Source organism: Ornithinimicrobium sp. (assembly GCF_035267225.1).
Taxonomy (GTDB): Bacteria; Actinomycetota; Actinomycetes; order Actinomycetales; family Dermatophilaceae; genus Ornithinicoccus.
Window position 1 is genome coordinate 1 of the sequence record NZ_DATFMA010000078.1, and the last position, 17,816, is coordinate 17,816.

The 17,816-nt window shown below is 68.9% G+C and carries 14 protein-coding genes; 11 read left to right on the forward strand and 3 right to left on the reverse strand.

Annotated elements, in window-relative coordinates:
* The 4 genes from tig to VJ976_RS07440 all read left to right on the forward strand — a co-directional run.
* Nucleotides 1-1,175, forward strand: a 1,175-nt coding sequence (gene tig / locus VJ976_RS07425; protein ID WP_324099486.1) for a trigger factor, incomplete at its 5' end; no start/stop codon positions are given.
* 172 nt (nucleotides 1,176-1,347) lie between these two features.
* On the forward strand, nucleotides 1,348-1,995 hold the full coding sequence (locus VJ976_RS07430) for an ATP-dependent Clp protease proteolytic subunit (protein ID WP_324099487.1): 648 nt from the start codon (nucleotides 1,348-1,350) through the stop codon (nucleotides 1,993-1,995).
* A gap of 28 nt (nucleotides 1,996-2,023) precedes the next feature.
* Nucleotides 2,024-2,692 (forward strand): ATP-dependent Clp protease proteolytic subunit, encoded by a 669-nt coding sequence (locus VJ976_RS07435; protein WP_324099488.1) that lies wholly within the window; start codon nucleotides 2,024-2,026, stop codon nucleotides 2,690-2,692.
* A 17-nt stretch (nucleotides 2,693-2,709) separates the two neighbouring features.
* Nucleotides 2,710-3,324, forward strand: a complete 615-nt coding sequence (locus VJ976_RS07440; protein WP_324099489.1) for an endonuclease — start codon at nucleotides 2,710-2,712, stop codon at nucleotides 3,322-3,324.
* 1 nt (nucleotide 3,325) lies between these two features.
* Here the strand turns inward: VJ976_RS07440 and VJ976_RS07445 are convergent, their stop codons facing one another.
* Both VJ976_RS07445 and VJ976_RS07450 read right to left on the reverse strand, forming a co-directional pair.
* Nucleotides 3,326-3,859 (reverse strand): DUF421 domain-containing protein, encoded by a 534-nt coding sequence (locus VJ976_RS07445; protein ID WP_324099490.1) that lies wholly within the window; start codon nucleotides 3,857-3,859, stop codon nucleotides 3,326-3,328.
* Between the two features lie 10 nt (nucleotides 3,860-3,869).
* Complete coding sequence (locus tag VJ976_RS07450) at nucleotides 3,870-4,718, reverse strand: helix-turn-helix domain-containing protein (protein ID WP_324099491.1); 849 nt, start codon at nucleotides 4,716-4,718, stop codon at nucleotides 3,870-3,872.
* 85 nt (nucleotides 4,719-4,803) lie between these two features.
* Here VJ976_RS07450 and VJ976_RS07455 point away from each other — a divergent pair, with 85 nt between their 5' ends.
* On the forward strand, nucleotides 4,804-5,388 hold the full coding sequence (locus tag VJ976_RS07455) for a maleylpyruvate isomerase family mycothiol-dependent enzyme (RefSeq protein WP_324099492.1): 585 nt from the start codon (nucleotides 4,804-4,806) through the stop codon (nucleotides 5,386-5,388).
* Nucleotides 5,389-5,532: 144 nt separating this feature from the next.
* Nucleotides 5,533-6,813, forward strand: coding sequence for an ATP-dependent Clp protease ATP-binding subunit ClpX (gene clpX / locus VJ976_RS07460; protein WP_324099493.1), 1,281 nt, complete (start codon nucleotides 5,533-5,535; stop codon nucleotides 6,811-6,813).
* 64 nt (nucleotides 6,814-6,877) lie between these two features.
* Here the strand turns inward: clpX and valS are convergent, their stop codons facing one another.
* Nucleotides 6,878-9,607 carry a valine--tRNA ligase gene (valS, locus tag VJ976_RS07465; RefSeq protein ID WP_324099494.1) on the reverse strand — a complete coding sequence of 910 codons (2,730 nt, stop codon included), beginning with the start codon at nucleotides 9,605-9,607 and terminating at the stop codon, nucleotides 6,878-6,880.
* 164 nt (nucleotides 9,608-9,771) lie between these two features.
* On the opposite strand from valS, the gene VJ976_RS07470 reads away from it, so the two are divergent.
* From VJ976_RS07470 to VJ976_RS07490, 5 genes are all read left to right on the forward strand, one after another.
* A complete protein-coding gene (locus VJ976_RS07470) occupies nucleotides 9,772-11,346 on the forward strand; it encodes an alanine/glycine:cation symporter family protein (protein ID WP_324099495.1) in 1,575 nt (524 codons plus the stop codon).
* 374 nt (nucleotides 11,347-11,720) lie between these two features.
* Nucleotides 11,721-15,158, forward strand: coding sequence for an isoleucine--tRNA ligase (ileS, locus tag VJ976_RS07475; RefSeq protein WP_324099496.1), 3,438 nt, complete (start codon nucleotides 11,721-11,723; stop codon nucleotides 15,156-15,158).
* Nucleotides 15,155-16,513 (forward strand): bifunctional folylpolyglutamate synthase/dihydrofolate synthase, encoded by a 1,359-nt coding sequence (locus VJ976_RS07480; protein WP_414693589.1) that lies wholly within the window; start codon nucleotides 15,155-15,157, stop codon nucleotides 16,511-16,513. Before ileS ends, VJ976_RS07480 begins: the two co-directional genes overlap by 4 nt.
* Nucleotides 16,514-16,578: 65 nt before the next feature.
* A complete protein-coding gene (locus VJ976_RS07485; protein ID WP_324099497.1) occupies nucleotides 16,579-16,989 on the forward strand; it encodes a DUF4233 domain-containing protein in 411 nt (136 codons plus the stop codon).
* Between the two features lie 2 nt (nucleotides 16,990-16,991).
* On the forward strand, nucleotides 16,992-17,816 hold the full coding sequence (locus VJ976_RS07490; protein WP_324099498.1) for an undecaprenyl-diphosphate phosphatase: 825 nt from the start codon (nucleotides 16,992-16,994) through the stop codon (nucleotides 17,814-17,816).

Here is a 17,816-nt window from a genome sequence, read left to right on the forward strand (position 1 = left end):
TCGTGCCCACCTTCGACCTGCCGGACTTCTCCGGCATCGAGGTCGAGGTCGACCCGGTCGAGGTGAGCGAGGGGGACGTGGCCGAGCGGATGGAGAACCTGCGGGCTCGGTTCGGCACGCTGGTGGGGGTGGACCGCCCGGCGCAGGACGGCGACTTCACCTCGGTCGACCTCACCGCCGTCATCGACGGCGAGGAGATCGACTCGGTGACGGGGGTGTCCTACGAGATCGGTTCCAAGACCATGCTCGACGGCCTGGACGAGGCGTTGACCGGAGCCAGCGAGGGCGAGACCGTGACCTTCACCAGCCCCCTGGCCGGGGGCGAGCACGCCGGGCGCGAGGCCGACTGCACGGTGCGGCTGGTCTCGGTGAAGGAGCGCGAGCTGCCCGAGGTCGACGACGAGTTCGCCCAGCTGGCCTCGGAGTTCGACACCGTGGAGGAGCTGCGGGCCGACCTGGTCGGCCAGGCCGAGCAGGGCGTGAAGTTCGAGCAGGGTGTCCAGGCACGCGACCGGGTGCTGGACCGCATGCTGGCGCTCACCGACATCCCGCTTCCAGAGGCGCTGGTCACCCAAGAGGTGGACTCACACCTGGAGAAGGAGAGCCGCAGCGACGACGAGGAGCACCGCGCCGAGGTCGAGGAGTCCACGCGCAAGGCGATGAAGACGCAGTTCCTGCTCGACGCCCTGGTCGAGCGCGGCAACGTCGGAGTGGAGCAGAACGAGCTCATCGAGTACATCATGATGACCGCGCAGCAGTACGGCATGAACCCCAACGAGTTCGCCCAGAAGATCGACCAGGAGAACCAGGTTCCGGCCATGATGACCGAAGTGGCGCGCCGCAAGGCCCTGGCTGAGGTGCTGGAGCAGGCGAACGTCGTCGACACCGAAGGCAACGCGGTGGACCTCAGCGAGCTGGAGGACGCGGACGCCGAGGAGACGGACGAGATGGAAGCCGATGAGGCGGAAGGCGACGAGATGGAGGGCGAGGAGCCCCAGGCGGCCGCGCCGAAGGACCCGGAGGTCGTGGTCCACCCGGAGGAGCCCGACGTCGCCCAGGATCCGGAGGAGACCGAGTCCGACCGTGTCGAAGCCGAGGAAGAGGTCTTGACCGACCTGGAGGCCGGTGACGACACCGGTCGCTCCAGCCGGGACGCCGAACGCCCGGAGGGCTGAGCCCACGCGAGCACCGAGCCCGCTGCCGGCGGTGAGCTCGCGGTGGTTGTGCGCTCACGGCGAACACGGCTCGGCGGCGGGAGTGAGGCCGGGTGCTTCGACGTTAGGGTCCATGACGAGACGGCGAGCCGGGATGGCCCGCCGCCACCGACAAGAGCCCACAGGAGCAAAGATGAGCAACTCCGAGATCGTCGCGGCCGGGGAGCGGCCGGTGGCTGGCCTGGATGACCAGATCTACAACCGGTTGCTGAAGGAACGGATCATCTTCCTCGGCTCGGACGTCCGCGACGACAACGCCAACGCGATCTGCGCGCAGCTCCTTCTCCTCGCAGCCGAGGACCCCGAAGCGGACATCTGGCTCTACATCAACTCCCCGGGTGGCTCGGTCACCGCAGGCATGGCCATCTTCGACACCATGCAGTGGGTGCCGAACGACGTGGCCACGGTGGCCATGGGCCTGGCCGCCTCGATGGGCCAGTTCCTGCTGTCTGCCGGGCAGAAGGGCAAGCGCTACGCCACGCCCCACGCCCGGGTCATGATGCACCAGCCCTCAGGCGGGATCGGCGGCACGGCCAGCGACATCAAGATCCAGGCCGAGCAGATGCTGCACATCAAGAAGCAGATGGCCGACCTCATCGCCGAACACACGGGGCAGACGCCCGACCAGATCGCGCAGGACTCCGACCGCGACCGCTGGTTCACAGCCACGGAGGCGCTGGAGTACGGGTTCGTGGACCACGTGTACGAGCACTCCAGCGCCACCGGCGCTGGGACACCCGGCGAACAGGCCGCCGGCGATGCGTCCAGCAACGACTCCTGACCGCGCCGACGAGACGAGAGAGACCACCATGAACCAGCCCACCTTCCCGTTCGCCGGCGGACCCGCACGCGAGCCCCTCGGCGGGTCGAGCCGCTACATCCTGCCGCAGTACGAGGAGCGCACCTCGTACGGGATGAAGCGCCAGGACCCGTACACCAAGCTGTTCGAGGACCGCATCATCTTCCTGGGGGTGCAGGTCGACGACGCTTCGGCCGACGACATCATCGCCCAGCTCATCGTGCTGGAGAGCCAGGACCCCGACCGGGACATCCTGATGTACATCAACTCTCCCGGTGGCTCGTTCACCGCGCTGACGGCGATCTACGACACGATGATGTACATCCGCCCCGACGTGCAGACCTTCGTGGTCGGCCAGGCCGCCTCGGCGGCCGCGGTCATCCTCGCCGCGGGTGCCCCGGGCAAGCGCTTCGCCCTGCCGAACGCGCGCGTGCTCATCCACCAGCCGGCGTTGGCCGGGGGTGACTACGGGCAGGCTTCCGACATCGAGATCCAGGCCAACGAGGTGCTGCGGATGCGCACCTGGCTCGAGGAGACCTGGGCCAAGCACTCGAACAAGAACGTCGAGGATGTCCGCAACGACATCGAGCGCGACAAGATCCTCATCGCCAGCGAGGCCAAGGAGTACGGTCTCGTGGACGAGGTGCTCGGCACCCGCAAGGCTTCGCTGCAGGAGTAGTGCTCCAGCGCGAAGTCGTGACGCGGCTGCTGGAGCGACACGGCACGACCTTTGCCGAGCAGGCGCGTATCCGGCTGCAGGACAAGCCCTCGCCGTGGTACCGGCTGCTGGTGCTCTCGACCCTGTTGTCCGCGCGGATCAGCGCTGACCTGGCGGTGGCCGCGGCACGCGAACTCTCGAGCGCCGGGTACCGCACCCCGCTGGCCATGGGGAAGGCGAGCTGGCAGAACCGCGTGGACGCGTTGGGCCGCGGTGGGTACCGCAGGTACGACGAGCGCACGGCGACCCAGCTCGGCGACGGCGCGGAGCTGGTTCTCCAGCGGTACGGCGGCGACCTGCGTCGACTGCGCGAGCCTTCCGAGCCGGCGGCCACCTGGAAGCGCCTGCAGGACTTCCCCGGTATCGGGCCCACCGGGGCCAGCATCTTCTGTCGGGAGGCGCAGGGTCTATGGGGTGAGCTGGTCCCGACGCTGGATACCAAGGTGCTGGCTGGGGCCGAACGCCTGGGCCTGCCGGGGACGGTGGAGCAGCTGGCGGCTCTTGTCGAGCCGGAGGACCTACCCCGGCTCGCGGCGGGCTGCCTGCGCGCGCACCGTCGAGGTGTGGTCGACGACGTCCTGGGGGACGGCTGACTCAGCCGGGGCGCTGGCCCTCGACGTAGGGCCAGACCGTCGAGCCGTCCTGGAGGGCCTCCTTGGCGATGACCCCCAGGGAGCCGTCCTGCTGCATGACGACCGCCCGCAGGCCGTCCAGCGACCCGTGCCCCGCCTCGCGCGCCGCGGTGTGCACATCGGTGAGGGTCAGCCGGTGCTTGCGCAGCGTCGACTCGATGAGGTTCCCGTCGTACCAGAGCAGGACCGGAGGCGAGTCGACGGTGCGCCGCACCCACTCCCACCGGGCGCGTCCGGTCGCGATCAGCCACTGCAGCCCGATCAGCAGGGCCAGGGCCGTGACGGACTGCGCCAGGGGCACGTCGACCGCGGTGATCGTGCGTCCGAACGCCGACCCCAGCGTCACCGCGACCACGAAGTCGAGTGGGGTCATGTTGGCCATCGTCCGCGCGCCGGTGACCCGCAGCAGCATCACCAGGACCAGGTATCCGGCGGTACCCAGCACCAGGGTGTGCACGATCGGTGGCCATCCGGTCCACAGCAGCTGCATCTCCATCCCGGCGACGCTACAGGTGCGAAGCCCCGTACGTCGTAGCGAAGGCCCCGGGCGTGTATCCCGTGACCCGGTGGAAGTCCCGGGTGAAGTGGGCCTGGTCGGTGTAGCCCAGCTCGACGGCCAGCTCGGCGAGACCACCGTTCGTCGCGCCCTGCTTGAGCCGGTCCGTCGCCTCGTGCAGGCGCCGCCGCTGGATGAGCCACTTCGGAGTCAGACCGAGGTAACGCCGCAGCACCCGCTGCAGCCGGCGCTCCGAGGTCCCGGTGAGCTCGCAGAGCTCGGTGACCGTGCGGATCTCGGGATCGGACTCCACGACGCTCACCCAGCCGGTCACCTCTCGACCCTCGGCGGAGACGGCAGGCAGGGCGTCCAGCTCGCCCTCCAGCACGGCGATCGCCCGCGCGTGCGAGGCGGGCGAGGCCGGGTCGGGGGTCATCGCCGCACGAACCGATGTGACCACCCGCGCCATCGCGGGCAACGTCTCCACATCGATGTGGGTGCCGAGCAGGTCGCTGAGGTCGGTGCGGCCGCTCATGACCATTCCGGCGCCGGGCTGCAGCGCCACCCCCACGGCCCATCCCTGCCCGCTGAGCTCCACCTGGGACCGGCCCGGGACCACCCCGTAGAAGCGGGAGTAAGTGTCGGAGACCACCACCAGGCACGTGGGGTACTGCAGTACCTGCTCGGTGACACACTGCCCGGGCGGGATGTCCCAGACCGGCACCCAGTAGTGACGCACGAGCGAGGTGTGTCGCTCAGCCGCCGCGTAGCGGTGGACCGGGGGAGCCAGCGGAGCGTGCTGCGTCAGGCGCGCCCGGTCGACCGGGTGCGCCGCGGGCTCTCGGGCCGCAGGCGACATACGTCGGATTATGACAATCACCGGTCCGAGCGGCCCGGCTAGCGTCGCAGTGACCCGAGAAGGACACCTCACCCCAGGAGCCTTGATGACGACCGACCCCGCACACCCCAGCGCGTTCGCCCAGGACTACCGGACCAGGGCCGAGGCCATCGCCCACCTCGTCGCCGGTGCGACCGAGCAAGACTGGTCGGCCCCGTCTCCCTGTGAGAGGTGGAACGCCCTCGACGTGCTGAGCCACATGAGGGACACCCAGCGCGACTTCCTCGCCGGTCACGACCTCGAGCCACCTTCGCCGCCTCTCGAGGCCGTGCCCGAGGTGGCGTGGCGCGTGCACACGGACCACGTCGAGAACCTCCTGCGCGACCCTGAGGTCCGGGACCGGGGATACGACGGCTACTTCGGCCCCACCACGATCGGGGAGACGGTGGCGCAGTTCTACGGGTGGGACATGCTCGTGCACCGCTGGGACATCGGTATGGCGATGCACCGGGACCCGCAGCTGAGCGAGGCCGACCTGGACGCGATCGAGCGCGACCTGGCCATGTTCGGGGAGGCCCTCTACGCGCCCGGGATCTGTGCTCCCCCGGTGGAAGTGGGTCCGGGCGCGTCCCGGACCGAGCAGGTCATGGCACGGCTGGGGCGGCATCCACGCGCTGCCGCAGCCTCCTGAATGGCCGTTGCGCTGACAGCGGATACCAGCCACGAACACGCCGCCATGCTGCCCAAAAGGCTGTTCTCCCCCTGGGTGCCGGGGTAGCGTCTCCCACATGCCCCTGAAGGTCGGGGTCCCTCGGGCGATCGGAGAGGATGCGGCGTGGCACGCATGGGTGAGAGCAGCGAGCTGCTCAAGTGCTCTTTCTGCGGGAAGAGCCAGAAGCAGGTCAAGAAGCTCATCGCCGGCCCCGGGGTCTACATCTGCGACGAGTGCATCGACCTCTGCAACGAGATCATCGAGGAGGAGCTGGCCGAGACCACCGATCTCGGTCTCGGGCAGCTGCCCAAGCCGCGCGAGATCAACACCTTCCTCGAGCAGTACGTGGTCGGCCAGGACGCCGCCAAGAAGGCGCTGGCCGTCGCGGTGTACAACCACTACAAGCGCATCCAGGCCGGCGAGGGTCGCAAGAACGACGACGCGGTCGAGATCGCCAAGTCGAATATCCTGCTCATCGGTCCGACCGGCTGCGGCAAGACCTACCTCGCGCAGACACTCGCCCGCATGCTCAACGTGCCGTTCGCCATCGCCGACGCGACTGCGCTGACCGAAGCCGGCTACGTGGGCGAGGACGTCGAGAACATCCTGCTCAAGCTCATCCAGGCGGCCGACTTCGACGTCAAGCGCGCCGAGAGCGGCATCATCTACATCGACGAGATCGACAAGATCGCCCGCAAGTCGGAGAACCCCTCGATCACCCGTGACGTCTCCGGCGAGGGTGTGCAGCAGGCACTGCTGAAGATCCTGGAGGGCACCACCGCCTCCGTGCCCCCCCAAGGCGGTCGCAAGCATCCGCATCAGGAGTTCATCCAGATCGACACCGGCAACGTGCTCTTCATCCTCGGCGGCGCCTTCGCCGGCCTGGAGAAGATCATCGAGGCCCGCGCCGGCAAGCAGGGCCTCGGCTTCGGCGCGGAGCTCCACACGGCCAAGGACGCGGTGGAGCACTACGAGGACGTGCTGCCCGAGGACCTGATGAAGTTCGGCCTGATCCCCGAGTTCATCGGACGTCTCCCTGTCATCACGACGGTCTCGCCGCTGGACCGAGCGGCCCTGGTCAACATCCTGACCGAGCCGCGGAACGCTCTGGTCAAGCAGTACCAGAAGATGTTCGAGATCGACGGTGTGGAGCTGGAGTTCGCGGATGACGCCGTCGAGGCCATCGCCGACCAGGCACTGCTCCGGGGTACCGGCGCCCGGGGGTTGCGGGCGATCCTGGAGGAGGTGCTCCTCCCGGTCATGTTCGACGTGCCATCTGAGGAGGACGTCGCCCGGGTGGTCGTCACCCGCGAGGTCGTGCTGGACAACGTGAACCCCACCATCGTGCGGCGTGAGGTCGAAGCCCGCCCCCGCAAGCGTCAGCAGCGCAAGGAGTCGGCCTGAGGGTCACGCCCTCGAAGCACCTCGACCCCGGTCCGGTCGCGACGCGGAGTCGGCCCGTGACTCGCTAGACCGTCACCAGGTGGACGTCGTGCACGGCGAGCTCCTCGGCCTGGTCCAGTGAGACGGCCCCGGTGACCTTGCCGGCCGCGGCCAGGTCACCCGCAGCGAGCTCCACCCAGCGCAGGTCCTCGCTCGGCCCGGCCACGGTGGCCGAGGCCACCTCGGTGCGCATCTTCACCTTGGCTTCGGACTTCGCCTTGCGCAGCCCGGCGAGTGCACGCCCCACGACCTGCAGCATCCGGGGGTCGGCTCCCTCGGCGGCCGGGGCCAGCTCGGCGCTCGTCGGCCACGGCTGGGTGTGCACCGAGTCGGAGTGCCACCACGACCAGACCTCCTCGCAGGCGAAGACGAGCACCGGCGCGAGCAGACGCATGTAGACGTCGAGTGCCACCTGGAGCGCGGCCACGGCGGAGGCGCTGGCCGGGTCTCCTCCGCTGTGGCCCTGGTGCGTTCCGTCGCCGTAGGCGCGCTCCTTCACCAGCTCCAGGTAGTTGTCGCAGAAGGTCCAGAACGAGGTCTCGGTCACCTCCAGCGCCCGGGTGTGGTCGAAGTCCTCGTAGGCCGCGGTCGCGGCGTCGACCACCCGAGCCAGTCCGGCGATCATCGCGCGGTCCAACGGCTCGGTGACCCGCTGCACGAGGACCGACAACGGCTCGGGGTCGGGCAGAGACCCGTCGGCGCCGGCACCCATGCTCAAGGCGAATCGGCTGGCGTTGAGCGCCTTGATGGCCAGGCGCCGCCCGACCTTCATCTGCGCCTCGTCGAAGGCCGCATCGGTGCCCAGCCGGCCCGAGGCCGCCCAGTAGCGCACCCCGTCCGAGCCGTGCGACGCGAGCATCCCGTCGGGGGTCTGGGCCTGCCCCTTCGACTTGCTCATCTTCTTGCGGTCCGGGTCCAGGATCCAGCCGCTGATGGCGGCGTGCGCCCAGGGAAGGCCCCCGTGCTCGTGGTGTGAACGCACCACCGAGGAGAACAGCCAGGTGCGGATGATGTCCTGGCCCTGTGGGCGCAGGTCCATCGGGAACACGGCCTCGAACAGGGCCCGGTCGTTGCCGAGATCGCCGTCGGGACGGCCCCCCACCGGCCAGCCGGCCGCGATCTGCGGGGTGAGGGAGGAGGTCGCCCAGGTGTCCATGATGTCGGGGTCGGCCGCGAAACCTCCGGGCACATCGCGCTGCTCGGCCGAGTAGCCGGCGGGCACGTCCGTACTGGGGTCGAGCGGAAGCGACTCCGGCGGCGGGGTCAGCCGGCGGTCGTGGTCGATCTCACCACTGTCGTCGACCGCGTACCACAACGGGATGGGCACCCCGAAGAAGCGCTGGCGGCTGATCAGCCAGTCGCCGTGGAGCCCCCCGACCCAGTTGCGGTACCGGGTGCGCATGAACGAGGGGTGGAAGTCCAGGTCGTCGCCGCGGCCGGTCAACGCCTCGCGCAGCGCAGCGTCGCGGCCGCCGTTGCGGATGTACCACTGCCGGGTGGTCACGATCTCCAGCGGCTTGTCGCCCTTCTCGAAGAAGTTCGCCTTGCGCTGGGTCTTGACCGGCTCACCGTCGAGGTCTCCGGAGTCGCGCAGGGCAGCGACCACCTGCTCACGGGCGCTGAACGTGGTCTTGCCGGCCAGGGACTCGGCATACAGCGGCGCTCCGGGGCCCCCGGCGATCCACGCCGGAGTCTCGGGCTGCATGCGGCCGGTGCGGGTGATGACCGAGCGCATCGGCAGGTCCAGCTCGCGCCACCACTGCACGTCGGTGAGGTCACCGAACGTGCAGCACATCGCGATGCCGGCGCCCTTGTCCTGCTCGGCGGCCGGGTGGGCCAGCACCGGGATCTCCACCCCGAACAGGGGCGAGGTGACCGTGGTGCCGAACAGGGTCCGGTAGCGCTCGTCGTCGGGATGGGCGATGAGCGCCACGACGGCGGGGATGAGCTCGGGACGCGTGGTCTCGATGTAGACCGGATCGACCGGCTGGCTGTCACGACCGCTGCGGTGGAAGGCCACCCGGTGGTAGGCGCCGGGGTAGTCGCGGGCCTCCAGCTCCGCCTGCGCCACCGCCGTCTGGAAGGTGACGTCCCACAGGCCGGGCGCCTGGGCCTGGTAGGCCTCCCCGCGCTCGAGGTTGCGCAGGAACGCCTGCTGGGACACGGCGCGCGAACGGTCGTCGATGGTGCGGTAGGTCAGCGACCAGTCCACGGACAGGCCGAGCGTGCGCCACAGGCTCTCGAACTTCTCCTCGTCGAGCACCGTCAGCTCGTTGCACAGCTCGATGAAGTTGGCCCGCGAGATCGGCTGCTGCTCACTCATCTTGGGCGCCTTGCCGGAGGTGTCGTCGCTACCGTGGCGGGGGGGCTCGAACGCCGGGTCGTAGGGCGCACTGGCGTCGCCGCGGACGCCGTAGTAGTTCTGCACCCGGCGCTCGGTGGGCAGGCCGTTGTCGTCCCACCCCATCGGGTAGAACACGACCGAGCCGCTCATCCGCTTGTACCGCGCCAGGCAGTCGGTGTGGGTGTAGGAGAAGACGTGACCCACGTGTAGCGAGCCGCTGGCGGTCGGCGGGGGAGTGTCGATGACGAAGAGGTCCTCGCGCGGCGCCGCCAGCGCCGCGTCCCGGTCGAACGCGAAGGTGTCCTGCTCGGCCCAGACCGCCGACCACTTGCGCTCCAGGCCGTCGACGGACGGCCGCTCGGGCAGGCTGATGGCCCGCAGGGCCGCCGGGCGCGAGGGCGATGACGTCATGAGGGCAGTCTCCCAGATCGGCTGTCGTGGACGGCGCCACGCCAGCATCACGTGCGCTGGGTCACGGGGAGGCGGTCCGACATGTTCCCGAAACATGGTCACGTTTTGGTAAAGAGTGCGTGTGAGCGCTTGCTCAGTGCCGACACAGAGGGTCCCATTGCCGCATGTTGACTAAACCCCTGATCCTGCCTACGCAGGCGGAGCCCGAAGGCGTCTTCGCCACCATCGACTCGGCCGTGAACAGTGTGTTCGCACCATTCAACACCTGGATCAACGACGTCGTGTTCTGGTCGCCGTCCTTCTTCCCCATGCCGTGGATCGTGATGTGGCTGCTCGCCGCTGGCATCATCATCACGATCTATCTGGGCTTCATCCAGGTCCGTGGGATCAAGACCGCCTCCGAGGTCATCCGAGGCAAGTTCTCCTCGCCGGACGACCCCGGTGAGATCCCCCATTACCAGGCCCTCACCTCGGCCGTGTCCGGCACCGTCGGCCTGGGCAACATCGCTGGTGTGGGTGCCGCCATGGTCATCGGCGGGCCGGGCGCGATGTTCTGGATGGTCCTCGCCGCGCTGCTCGGCATGGCCACCAAGTTCGCCGAGTGCACGCTGGGCGTGAAGTACCGCACCGTCTACGACGACGGCACCGTCTCCGGTGGCCCGTTCAAGTACCTGCCCGTCGCCTTCAACAAGTTCCCCAAGTTCATCGCCGTCTTCCTCACCGGTGTCTACGCCATCTCGATCTTCTTCTTCGGCGTCGGTGGCGGGAACATGACTCAGTCCAACCAGACCTACTCGCAGGCGGTCTCGATCACCGGCGGTGAGGACAGCTTCATGGCCAACCCGGCCGGTGCGATCATCTTCGGCCTGATTCTGGCCGTCATCATCGGCCTGGTCATCCTGGGCGGCATCAAGTCCATCGGCAAGGTCACCTCCACCCTGGTGCCGTTTATGGGCACCGTCTACGTGATCGCCTGCCTCATCGTGATCCTGGGCAACGTCACCGAGGTGCCAGCGGCGATCGGCACGATCGTCACCCAGGCGTTCAACCCCGACGCTGTCACCGGCGGTTTCATCGGTGTGCTGATCACCGGTCTGCAGCGGGCTGCGTTCTCCAACGAGGCCGGCCTCGGCTCGGCCCCGATTGCCCACTCCGCGGTGAAGACGCGTCGGCCGGTCTCCGAAGGCTTCGTGGCTCTGTTCGAGCCCTTCATCGACACCGTCATCATCTGCTCGATGACCGCCTTGACCATCATCATCGCCAACACCACCTTCTTCCAGGAGACCCGTGAGGGCTATCTGGAAGAGGGAGACGCCTACGAGTACGGCGGAGGCGTGGCGGTGACTTCCGACGCCTTCGAAAGCGTCATCCCGTGGTTCCCCTACATCCTCGCCGTGGCGGTGGCCCTGTTCGCCGTCTCCACGCTGATCACCTGGTCGTACTACGGCAACAAGGCGTGGAACTGGGTGTTCGGCGAGGGTAAGACCAAGGACACCGTCTACCGCATCCTCTTCTTGTTCCTCACTGTCGCGGGCTGCGTGCTGACCTTCAAGGATGTGCTTGGTATCGCCGACGCGTTCTTGTTCGTCTGCGGCTTCGTCAACTGCCTGGGCGTGTACTTCCTGCTTCCCAAGATCAAGCAGGAGATGAACGAGTACCTGGCCGACCGCAAGAGCGGCAAGCTCTACCAGCTGGGGAAGGCCGACGACGAGAAGGACACAGCTGCCGACCAGATCTGATCCCTCAGGTCGTCGTCGGTAGGCTCCTCAGGGAGTCAACATCGAAGGGGCTGGGACTGCCACACGGCAGCTCTCGGCCCCTTTGGTGTGGTGCGCGCGGCCCGGGGCGTTTACGATGTACCGCGCAGGCAGGGACCCGGCCATCACCGGTGAGCCTTCCGGAAGAACGGGTAGGGGCAGACCTCGGAGTCGTCCGCACCTCACTAGAACCGGACGTGTGGGCGACGACACCGCCTTCGACCAGAGCGGTCGGCGCCCCAGCCCTGGGGTGCCGGCAAGCGAGGTGGTACCGCGGCGTGCGCGCCGTCCTCGTGGCACGACAGCACCCAGACCTGCCGCCATGAGCCCGTGGCCGTACCGCCAGGAGCATCCGCATGACCTACCCCCGTGTCGCCACGACCGGCGCATCCTCGCTGACCGCCTCGCCGCGCTTCCCCGAGATCGAGCGTGCGGTGCTCGACTACTGGGCCGAGCACCAGACGTTTCAGTCCAGCGTCGAGCAGCGGGAGGCGGGGCAGAGCGGAGACAACGAGTACGTCTTCTACGACGGCCCCCCGTTCGCCAACGGCCTGCCGCACTACGGCCACCTGCTGACCGGATACGTCAAGGATGTGGTGCCGCGCTATCAGAGCATGCGCGGCCGTCGCGTGGAGCGCCGCTTCGGATGGGACACCCACGGCCTGCCGGCGGAGCTGGAGGCGATGAGCCAGCTCGGCATCAAGACCAAGGACGAGATCGTCGAGCTGGGCGTGGAGGCCTTCAACGCCAAGTGCCGGGAGTCGGTGCTGAAGTACACCGACGAATGGCGCGACTACGTCACACGGCAGGCGCGCTGGGTGGACTTCGACCACGACTACAAGACCCTGAACCCCGACTACATGGAGTCGGTCATCTGGGCGTTCAAGGAGCTGCACGACAAGGGCCTGGTCTACGAGGGCTTCCGAGTACTGCCCTACTGCTGGAACGACCAGACCCCGCTGTCGAACCATGAGCTACGGATGGACGAGGACGTCTACCAGGTGCGTCAGGACCCGGCCGTGACGGTGGGGCTGCGGATCGACTCCGAGGACGACCTGGACGGTGCGCTGCTGCTGGTCTGGACCACGACGCCGTGGACGCTACCGGCCAACCTGCTGGTGATGGTCGACCCTGAGATCGACTACGTGCTGGTGCAGCCCGGCGACGGGGAGGCCGGGGACGAGCGCTATCTCATCGCCGAGGCGCGGCTGGGCGCCTACGCCCGCGAGCTCGGTGGCGACCCGGAGGTGCTGCGTCGCCTCACCGGGGCCGACCTGCTCGGCTACTCCTACGTCCCGCCGTTCGACTACTACGCCGGCCACGCGCGCGCTCACCGCGTGGTCGAGGCCGACTTCGTCACCACGACCGACGGCACCGGGCTGGTGCACAGTGCCGGCGCCTTCGGTGAGGAGGACAAGGAGGTCACCGACCGCGAGGAGATCGAGCCGGTGATGCCGGTGGGCCCGGACGGGGCCTTCCACGCTCCGGTCGACGACTACGCCGGCTTGCTGGTCTTCGACGCCAACCCGGGGATCATCGACCACCTCAAGGCCGCCACCCGCGGGTCCGGCGAGACCGGCTCCGTGAGCGCGGGCACGGTGCTGCTGCGACACGAGACCTACGACCACTCCTATCCCCACTGCTGGCGCTGTCGTGAGCCGCTGATCTACAAGGCGGTGTCAAGCTGGTTCGTCGCGGTGACCGAGTTCAAGGACCGGATGGGCGAGCTCAACGAGCAGATCACCTGGGTGCCGGAGCACATCAAGGAGGGTCAGTTCGGCAAGTGGCTGTCGAACGCTCGCGACTGGTCCATCTCCCGCAACCGGTTCTGGGGCAGCCCCATCCCGGTGTGGCGCAGCGACGACCCTGCCTACCCGCGGCTCGACGTCTACGGCTCCTTCGCCGAGCTGGAGCGCGACTTCGGTGAGCTGCCGCGCAACCGCGACGGTGAGCCCGACCTGCACCGCCCGTTCGTGGACCAGCTGACCCGCCCCAACCCCGACGACCCCCGACCCGAGGGCGAGCGCTCGCAGATGCGCCGCGTCGAGGACGTCCTCGACGTCTGGTTCGACTCCGGGTCGATGAGCTTCGCCCAGGTGCACTACCCCTTCGAGAACACGGAGTGGTTCGAGCACCACTTCCCGGCCGACTTCATCGTGGAGTACATCGGGCAGACCCGCGGCTGGTTCTACACCCTGCACATCCTGGCCACGGCGCTGTTCGACCGGCCCGCGTTCTCGACCTGCCTGAGCCACGGCATCGTGCTGGGGCACGACGGGCAGAAGATGAGCAAGTCGCTGGGCAACTACCCGGACGTCCGCGAGGTGTTCGACCGCGACGGCGCCGACGCCATGCGCTGGTTCCTCATGTCCTCGCCCATCCTGCGCGGGGGCAACCTCATCGTGACCGAGCAGGGCATCCGGGACGAGGTGCGCCAGGTTCTGCTGCCGCTGTGGAACGCCTGGTACTTCTTCGCCCTGTACGCCAACGCGGCCGAGCCGGCGGACCCCGGCGCAGGTCGCGACGACGGCTCCTACACCGCCCTCTGGTCGACCGGGTCGACGCACCGGCTGGACCGCTACCTGCTGGCCAAGACCCGCGAGCTGGTCGAGCAGGTGCAGGAACAGATGGACGCCTCGGACATCGCCGGGGCCTGCGCCAGTGTGCGGGCCTACGTGGACGTGCTGACCAACTGGTACATCCGGCGGTCCCGTCCCCGATTCTGGGGCTCGGAAGCACAGGAGACCCAGCCTGCCTTCGACACCCTCTACACGGCGTTGGAGGTGGCCTGCCGGGTGGCCGCTCCGTTGCTGCCGCTGCTGACCGAAGAGGTGTGGCGCGGCCTGACCGGCGGCGAGTCGGTGCACCTGACCGACTGGCCGCATGCGCTGGACCTGCCGGCCGACCCGGACCTGGTGGTCTCGATGGACGTCGCTCGCGAGGTGTGCTCGACGGCCTCCGCTCTGCGCAAGGCCGAGAGGCTGCGGGTGCGCCTGCCGCTGTCGCGACTGACCGTCGTCACGCCGATGTCCGAGGGCCTGCTCGACCTCGCCGACATCGTCCGTGAGGAGGTGAACGTCCACGAGGTGCACGTGCTGCACGTCGACGACCCGGCCGCCGAGGTGTTCGGGGTCCAGCAGCGGCTCACGGTGAACGCCCGCGCGGCCGGGCCCCGGCTCGGTGCCGACGTGCAGCGGGCGATCAAGGCGGCCAAGTCCGGCGACTGGGCCGTCGGGCCCGACGGCACGGTTCACGCCGGTGGCTTCGAGCTGCGTGAGGGGGAGTACGTGCTCGACACCGTGGTCGCCGAGGGTTCGGAGTACGCGCCGTCAGCGGCGTGGCAGCAGTCGGCAGAGGAGGACCTGGAGGTCATCCAGGAGCAGGTGGGCGGCTTCCCGGCGTCGGCGATGTCCGAGCACGAGCCCACCAGCCAGGCCACCGCGACGTTGCCCTCGGGCGGCTTCGTGGTGCTCAACACGACGGTCACTGCCGACCTGGCGCGGGAGGGTCTGGCCCGCGACCTGGTGCGCGCCGTGCAGCAGGCCCGGCGACAGGCCGAGCTCGAGGTCACCGACCGGATCAGCCTGACCGTCGTCGGCGACGACGAGGTCTGGCAGGCGGCCATGGAGCACCAAGGGCTGGTGATGTCCGAGACGCTGGCCGTGCAGTTCGGGGCTGCGGGCCCGGGGACTCCCCTGCCGGAGGCCGGAGCAGCCACCGGTCAGTTCCGTACCGAGGCTCGGCTCGACGGTCGGCGCTCGGTGCAGATGATGATCTCCAAGGTGGCATCGTGAGCACCGAGCCCGACGACCTCGAGCTGCGGATGGCGGTGGTCACCGAGGAGATCCTGCAACGCTCCCCTGAGAACGTCGTCGAGCCCACGCTGAGCCGGGTGGCCCGGGTGATGGACCTCATGGGCAACCCGCAGCACACGTTCGCCGTCGTCCATCTGACCGGCACCAACGGCAAGACCTCGACCACCCGCATGGTGGAGCGGCTGCTGCGGGAGATGGGCCTGAACACGGGCCGGTTCACCAGCCCGCACCTGCACGACATGCGGGAGCGGATAGCGATCGGCGGCGAGCCGATCGGCATCCAGCGCTTCCTGGACGCCTACGACGACGTCCTGCCCTACGTGCAGATGGTGGATGCGGAGTGGGCGGCCCAGGGCGGCCCGCGCATGACCTACTTCGAGGTGCTCGTCGTCGTGGGGTACGCCGCGTTCGCGGACGCTCCGGTGGACGTGGCGGTGGTCGAGGTGGGGCTGGGCGGTGTCTGGGACGCCACCAACGTCGCTGACGGCCAGGTTGCCGTCGTCGCTCCGGTCGCCATCGACCACACCCGACTGCTGGGTGACACCCTGGAGGCGATCGCCACCGAGAAGGCCGGAATCATCAAGCCGGGTGCGCTCGCAGTGATCGCGGAGCAGGAGCCCGAGGTGATGTCCATCCTGCTGGAGCGGTGCGACGAGGTGGGGGCCACGGCCTACACCCAGGGCATCGCTTTCGGCGTGACCGAGCGGGATGTGGCCGTCGGTGGTCAACAGGTCTCGGTGCGGGGGCTCGCCGGGGAGTACCGCGACCTGTTCCTGCCGCTGCACGGCGGGTACCAGAGCCACAACGCGGCGCTGGCCGTCGCCGCCGTGGAGGCGTTCGTCGGCGGCGGTGAGCAACCGGTGAGCGAGGACGTCATCCGGGCAGGGTTCGCCGGCATGACCTCGCCCGGCCGTCTGGAGATCGTGCGCCGCAGCCCGACGGTCATGGTGGACGCCGCGCACAACCCCGCGGGGATGCGCGCGCTGGTTGATGCCGTGCGCGACTCCTTCACGGTGCACCGACTCGTCGGGGTGTTGGCGATCTTGGCCGAGAAAGAGGCCGAGATCATGGTCGAGATGCTGGAGCCCGTGCTGGACCACCTTGTCGTGACCCGGACGACCTCGCCACGGGCGATCGCCCCCGCCCGCCTGGCCGAGATGGCGACGGGCTACTTCGGCGCCGACCGCGTGACGATGGTGCCCGACCTTCCCGATGCCGTCGACGTCGCCGCCGGGCTGGCCGACGAGGGCGGGGTCTCCGGTGCGGTGCTGGCGACCGGGTCGGTCGTGACCGCCGCCGAGGTCCGCATGCTGCTGGGCCGCACCGATACCTGAGCCCACCCGCAGGCGGGACACCGGACCGAATCGGATCAGTGCGGTTGATCGGCAACAATGGCCGCGTGACCGCTCTCTTCACCTCTGACGTGCCGGGGAAGATGACCCGGCGGCTCGGGGCGGTGGCGCTGTTGGGCCAGGCGATGACCGTGTTCTTCGGTGCGCTGGTGGCGCGCCAGTTCGCCGTTGCCGTCGACGAGCCTGACCGGGCCACGACCTACCTGGTGGGGGGTAGCGCGCTGGCCCTGCTGTGCGTGGTGGCCTCGGGCCTGCTGCGCCGACGGGGCGGCGTGCTGCTCGGCTGGCTGGTGCAGCTGCTGACCCTCGCCAGCGCACTGGTGCTGCCCGCGATGGCGATCGTGGCGCTGATCTTCGGCGGTCTGTGGTGGATGTGCCTGACCCAGGGCGGCAGGATCGACGACATCCGAGCACAGTGGGAACGCGAGGACCCGACCGGCCCCGGCGAGGGGGCCTGAACGTGGACTACACCCAAGCCATTCTGCTGGGTCTCGTCCAAGGCCTCACCGAGTTCCTGCCCATCTCCAGCAGTGCTCACCTGTCCATCGTGGGCCAGCTCATCGGTGGACAGGACCCCGGGGCAGCGTTCACCGCGATCAGCCAGCTCGGCACCGAGGCCGCGGTGCTCGTCTTCTTCTGGCGAGACATCACGCGCATCATCAGTCGCTGGAGCCAGGCTCTCCTGGGGCGCGTCCCCCAGAGCGACCCCGATGTGCGTATGGGGTGGTTGGTGATCATCGGCTCCCTGCCCATCGGCGTGCTCGGTTTCACGCTCCAGGACTGGATCGAGACCGACCTGCGCAACCTGTGGCTGACGGCCACGATGCTGTTCCTCTTCGCGCTCGTGCTGTATGCCGCGGACCGGCTCGGACGCACCGAGCGCAGGCTCGACCAGCTCACCTGGAAGCACGGCATCATCTACGGCTTCGCCCAGGCGATGGCGCTGATCCCCGGCGTCTCCCGCAGCGGCGGCACCATCGCCGCGGGCCTGTTCATGGGCTACACCCGGGAGGCGGCGGCGAGGTACTCCTTCCTGCTGGCCATCCCCGCGGTGCTGGGCTCGGGCTTCTACCAGGTGCTGAAGATCTCCGACGACCCGGTGACCCCGGCCTGGGGGCCCATCTGGGTCGCCACCGCGATCGCCTTCGCGGTGGCGCTGGCGGTGATCGCGTGGTTCCTGCGCTTCATCTCGACCCACACGTTCACGCCGTTCGTGATCTACCGCATCGGGCTGGCGTTGGTGTTGTTCGCCCTGCTGGGCACGGGCGTGCTCAACGCGACCTGA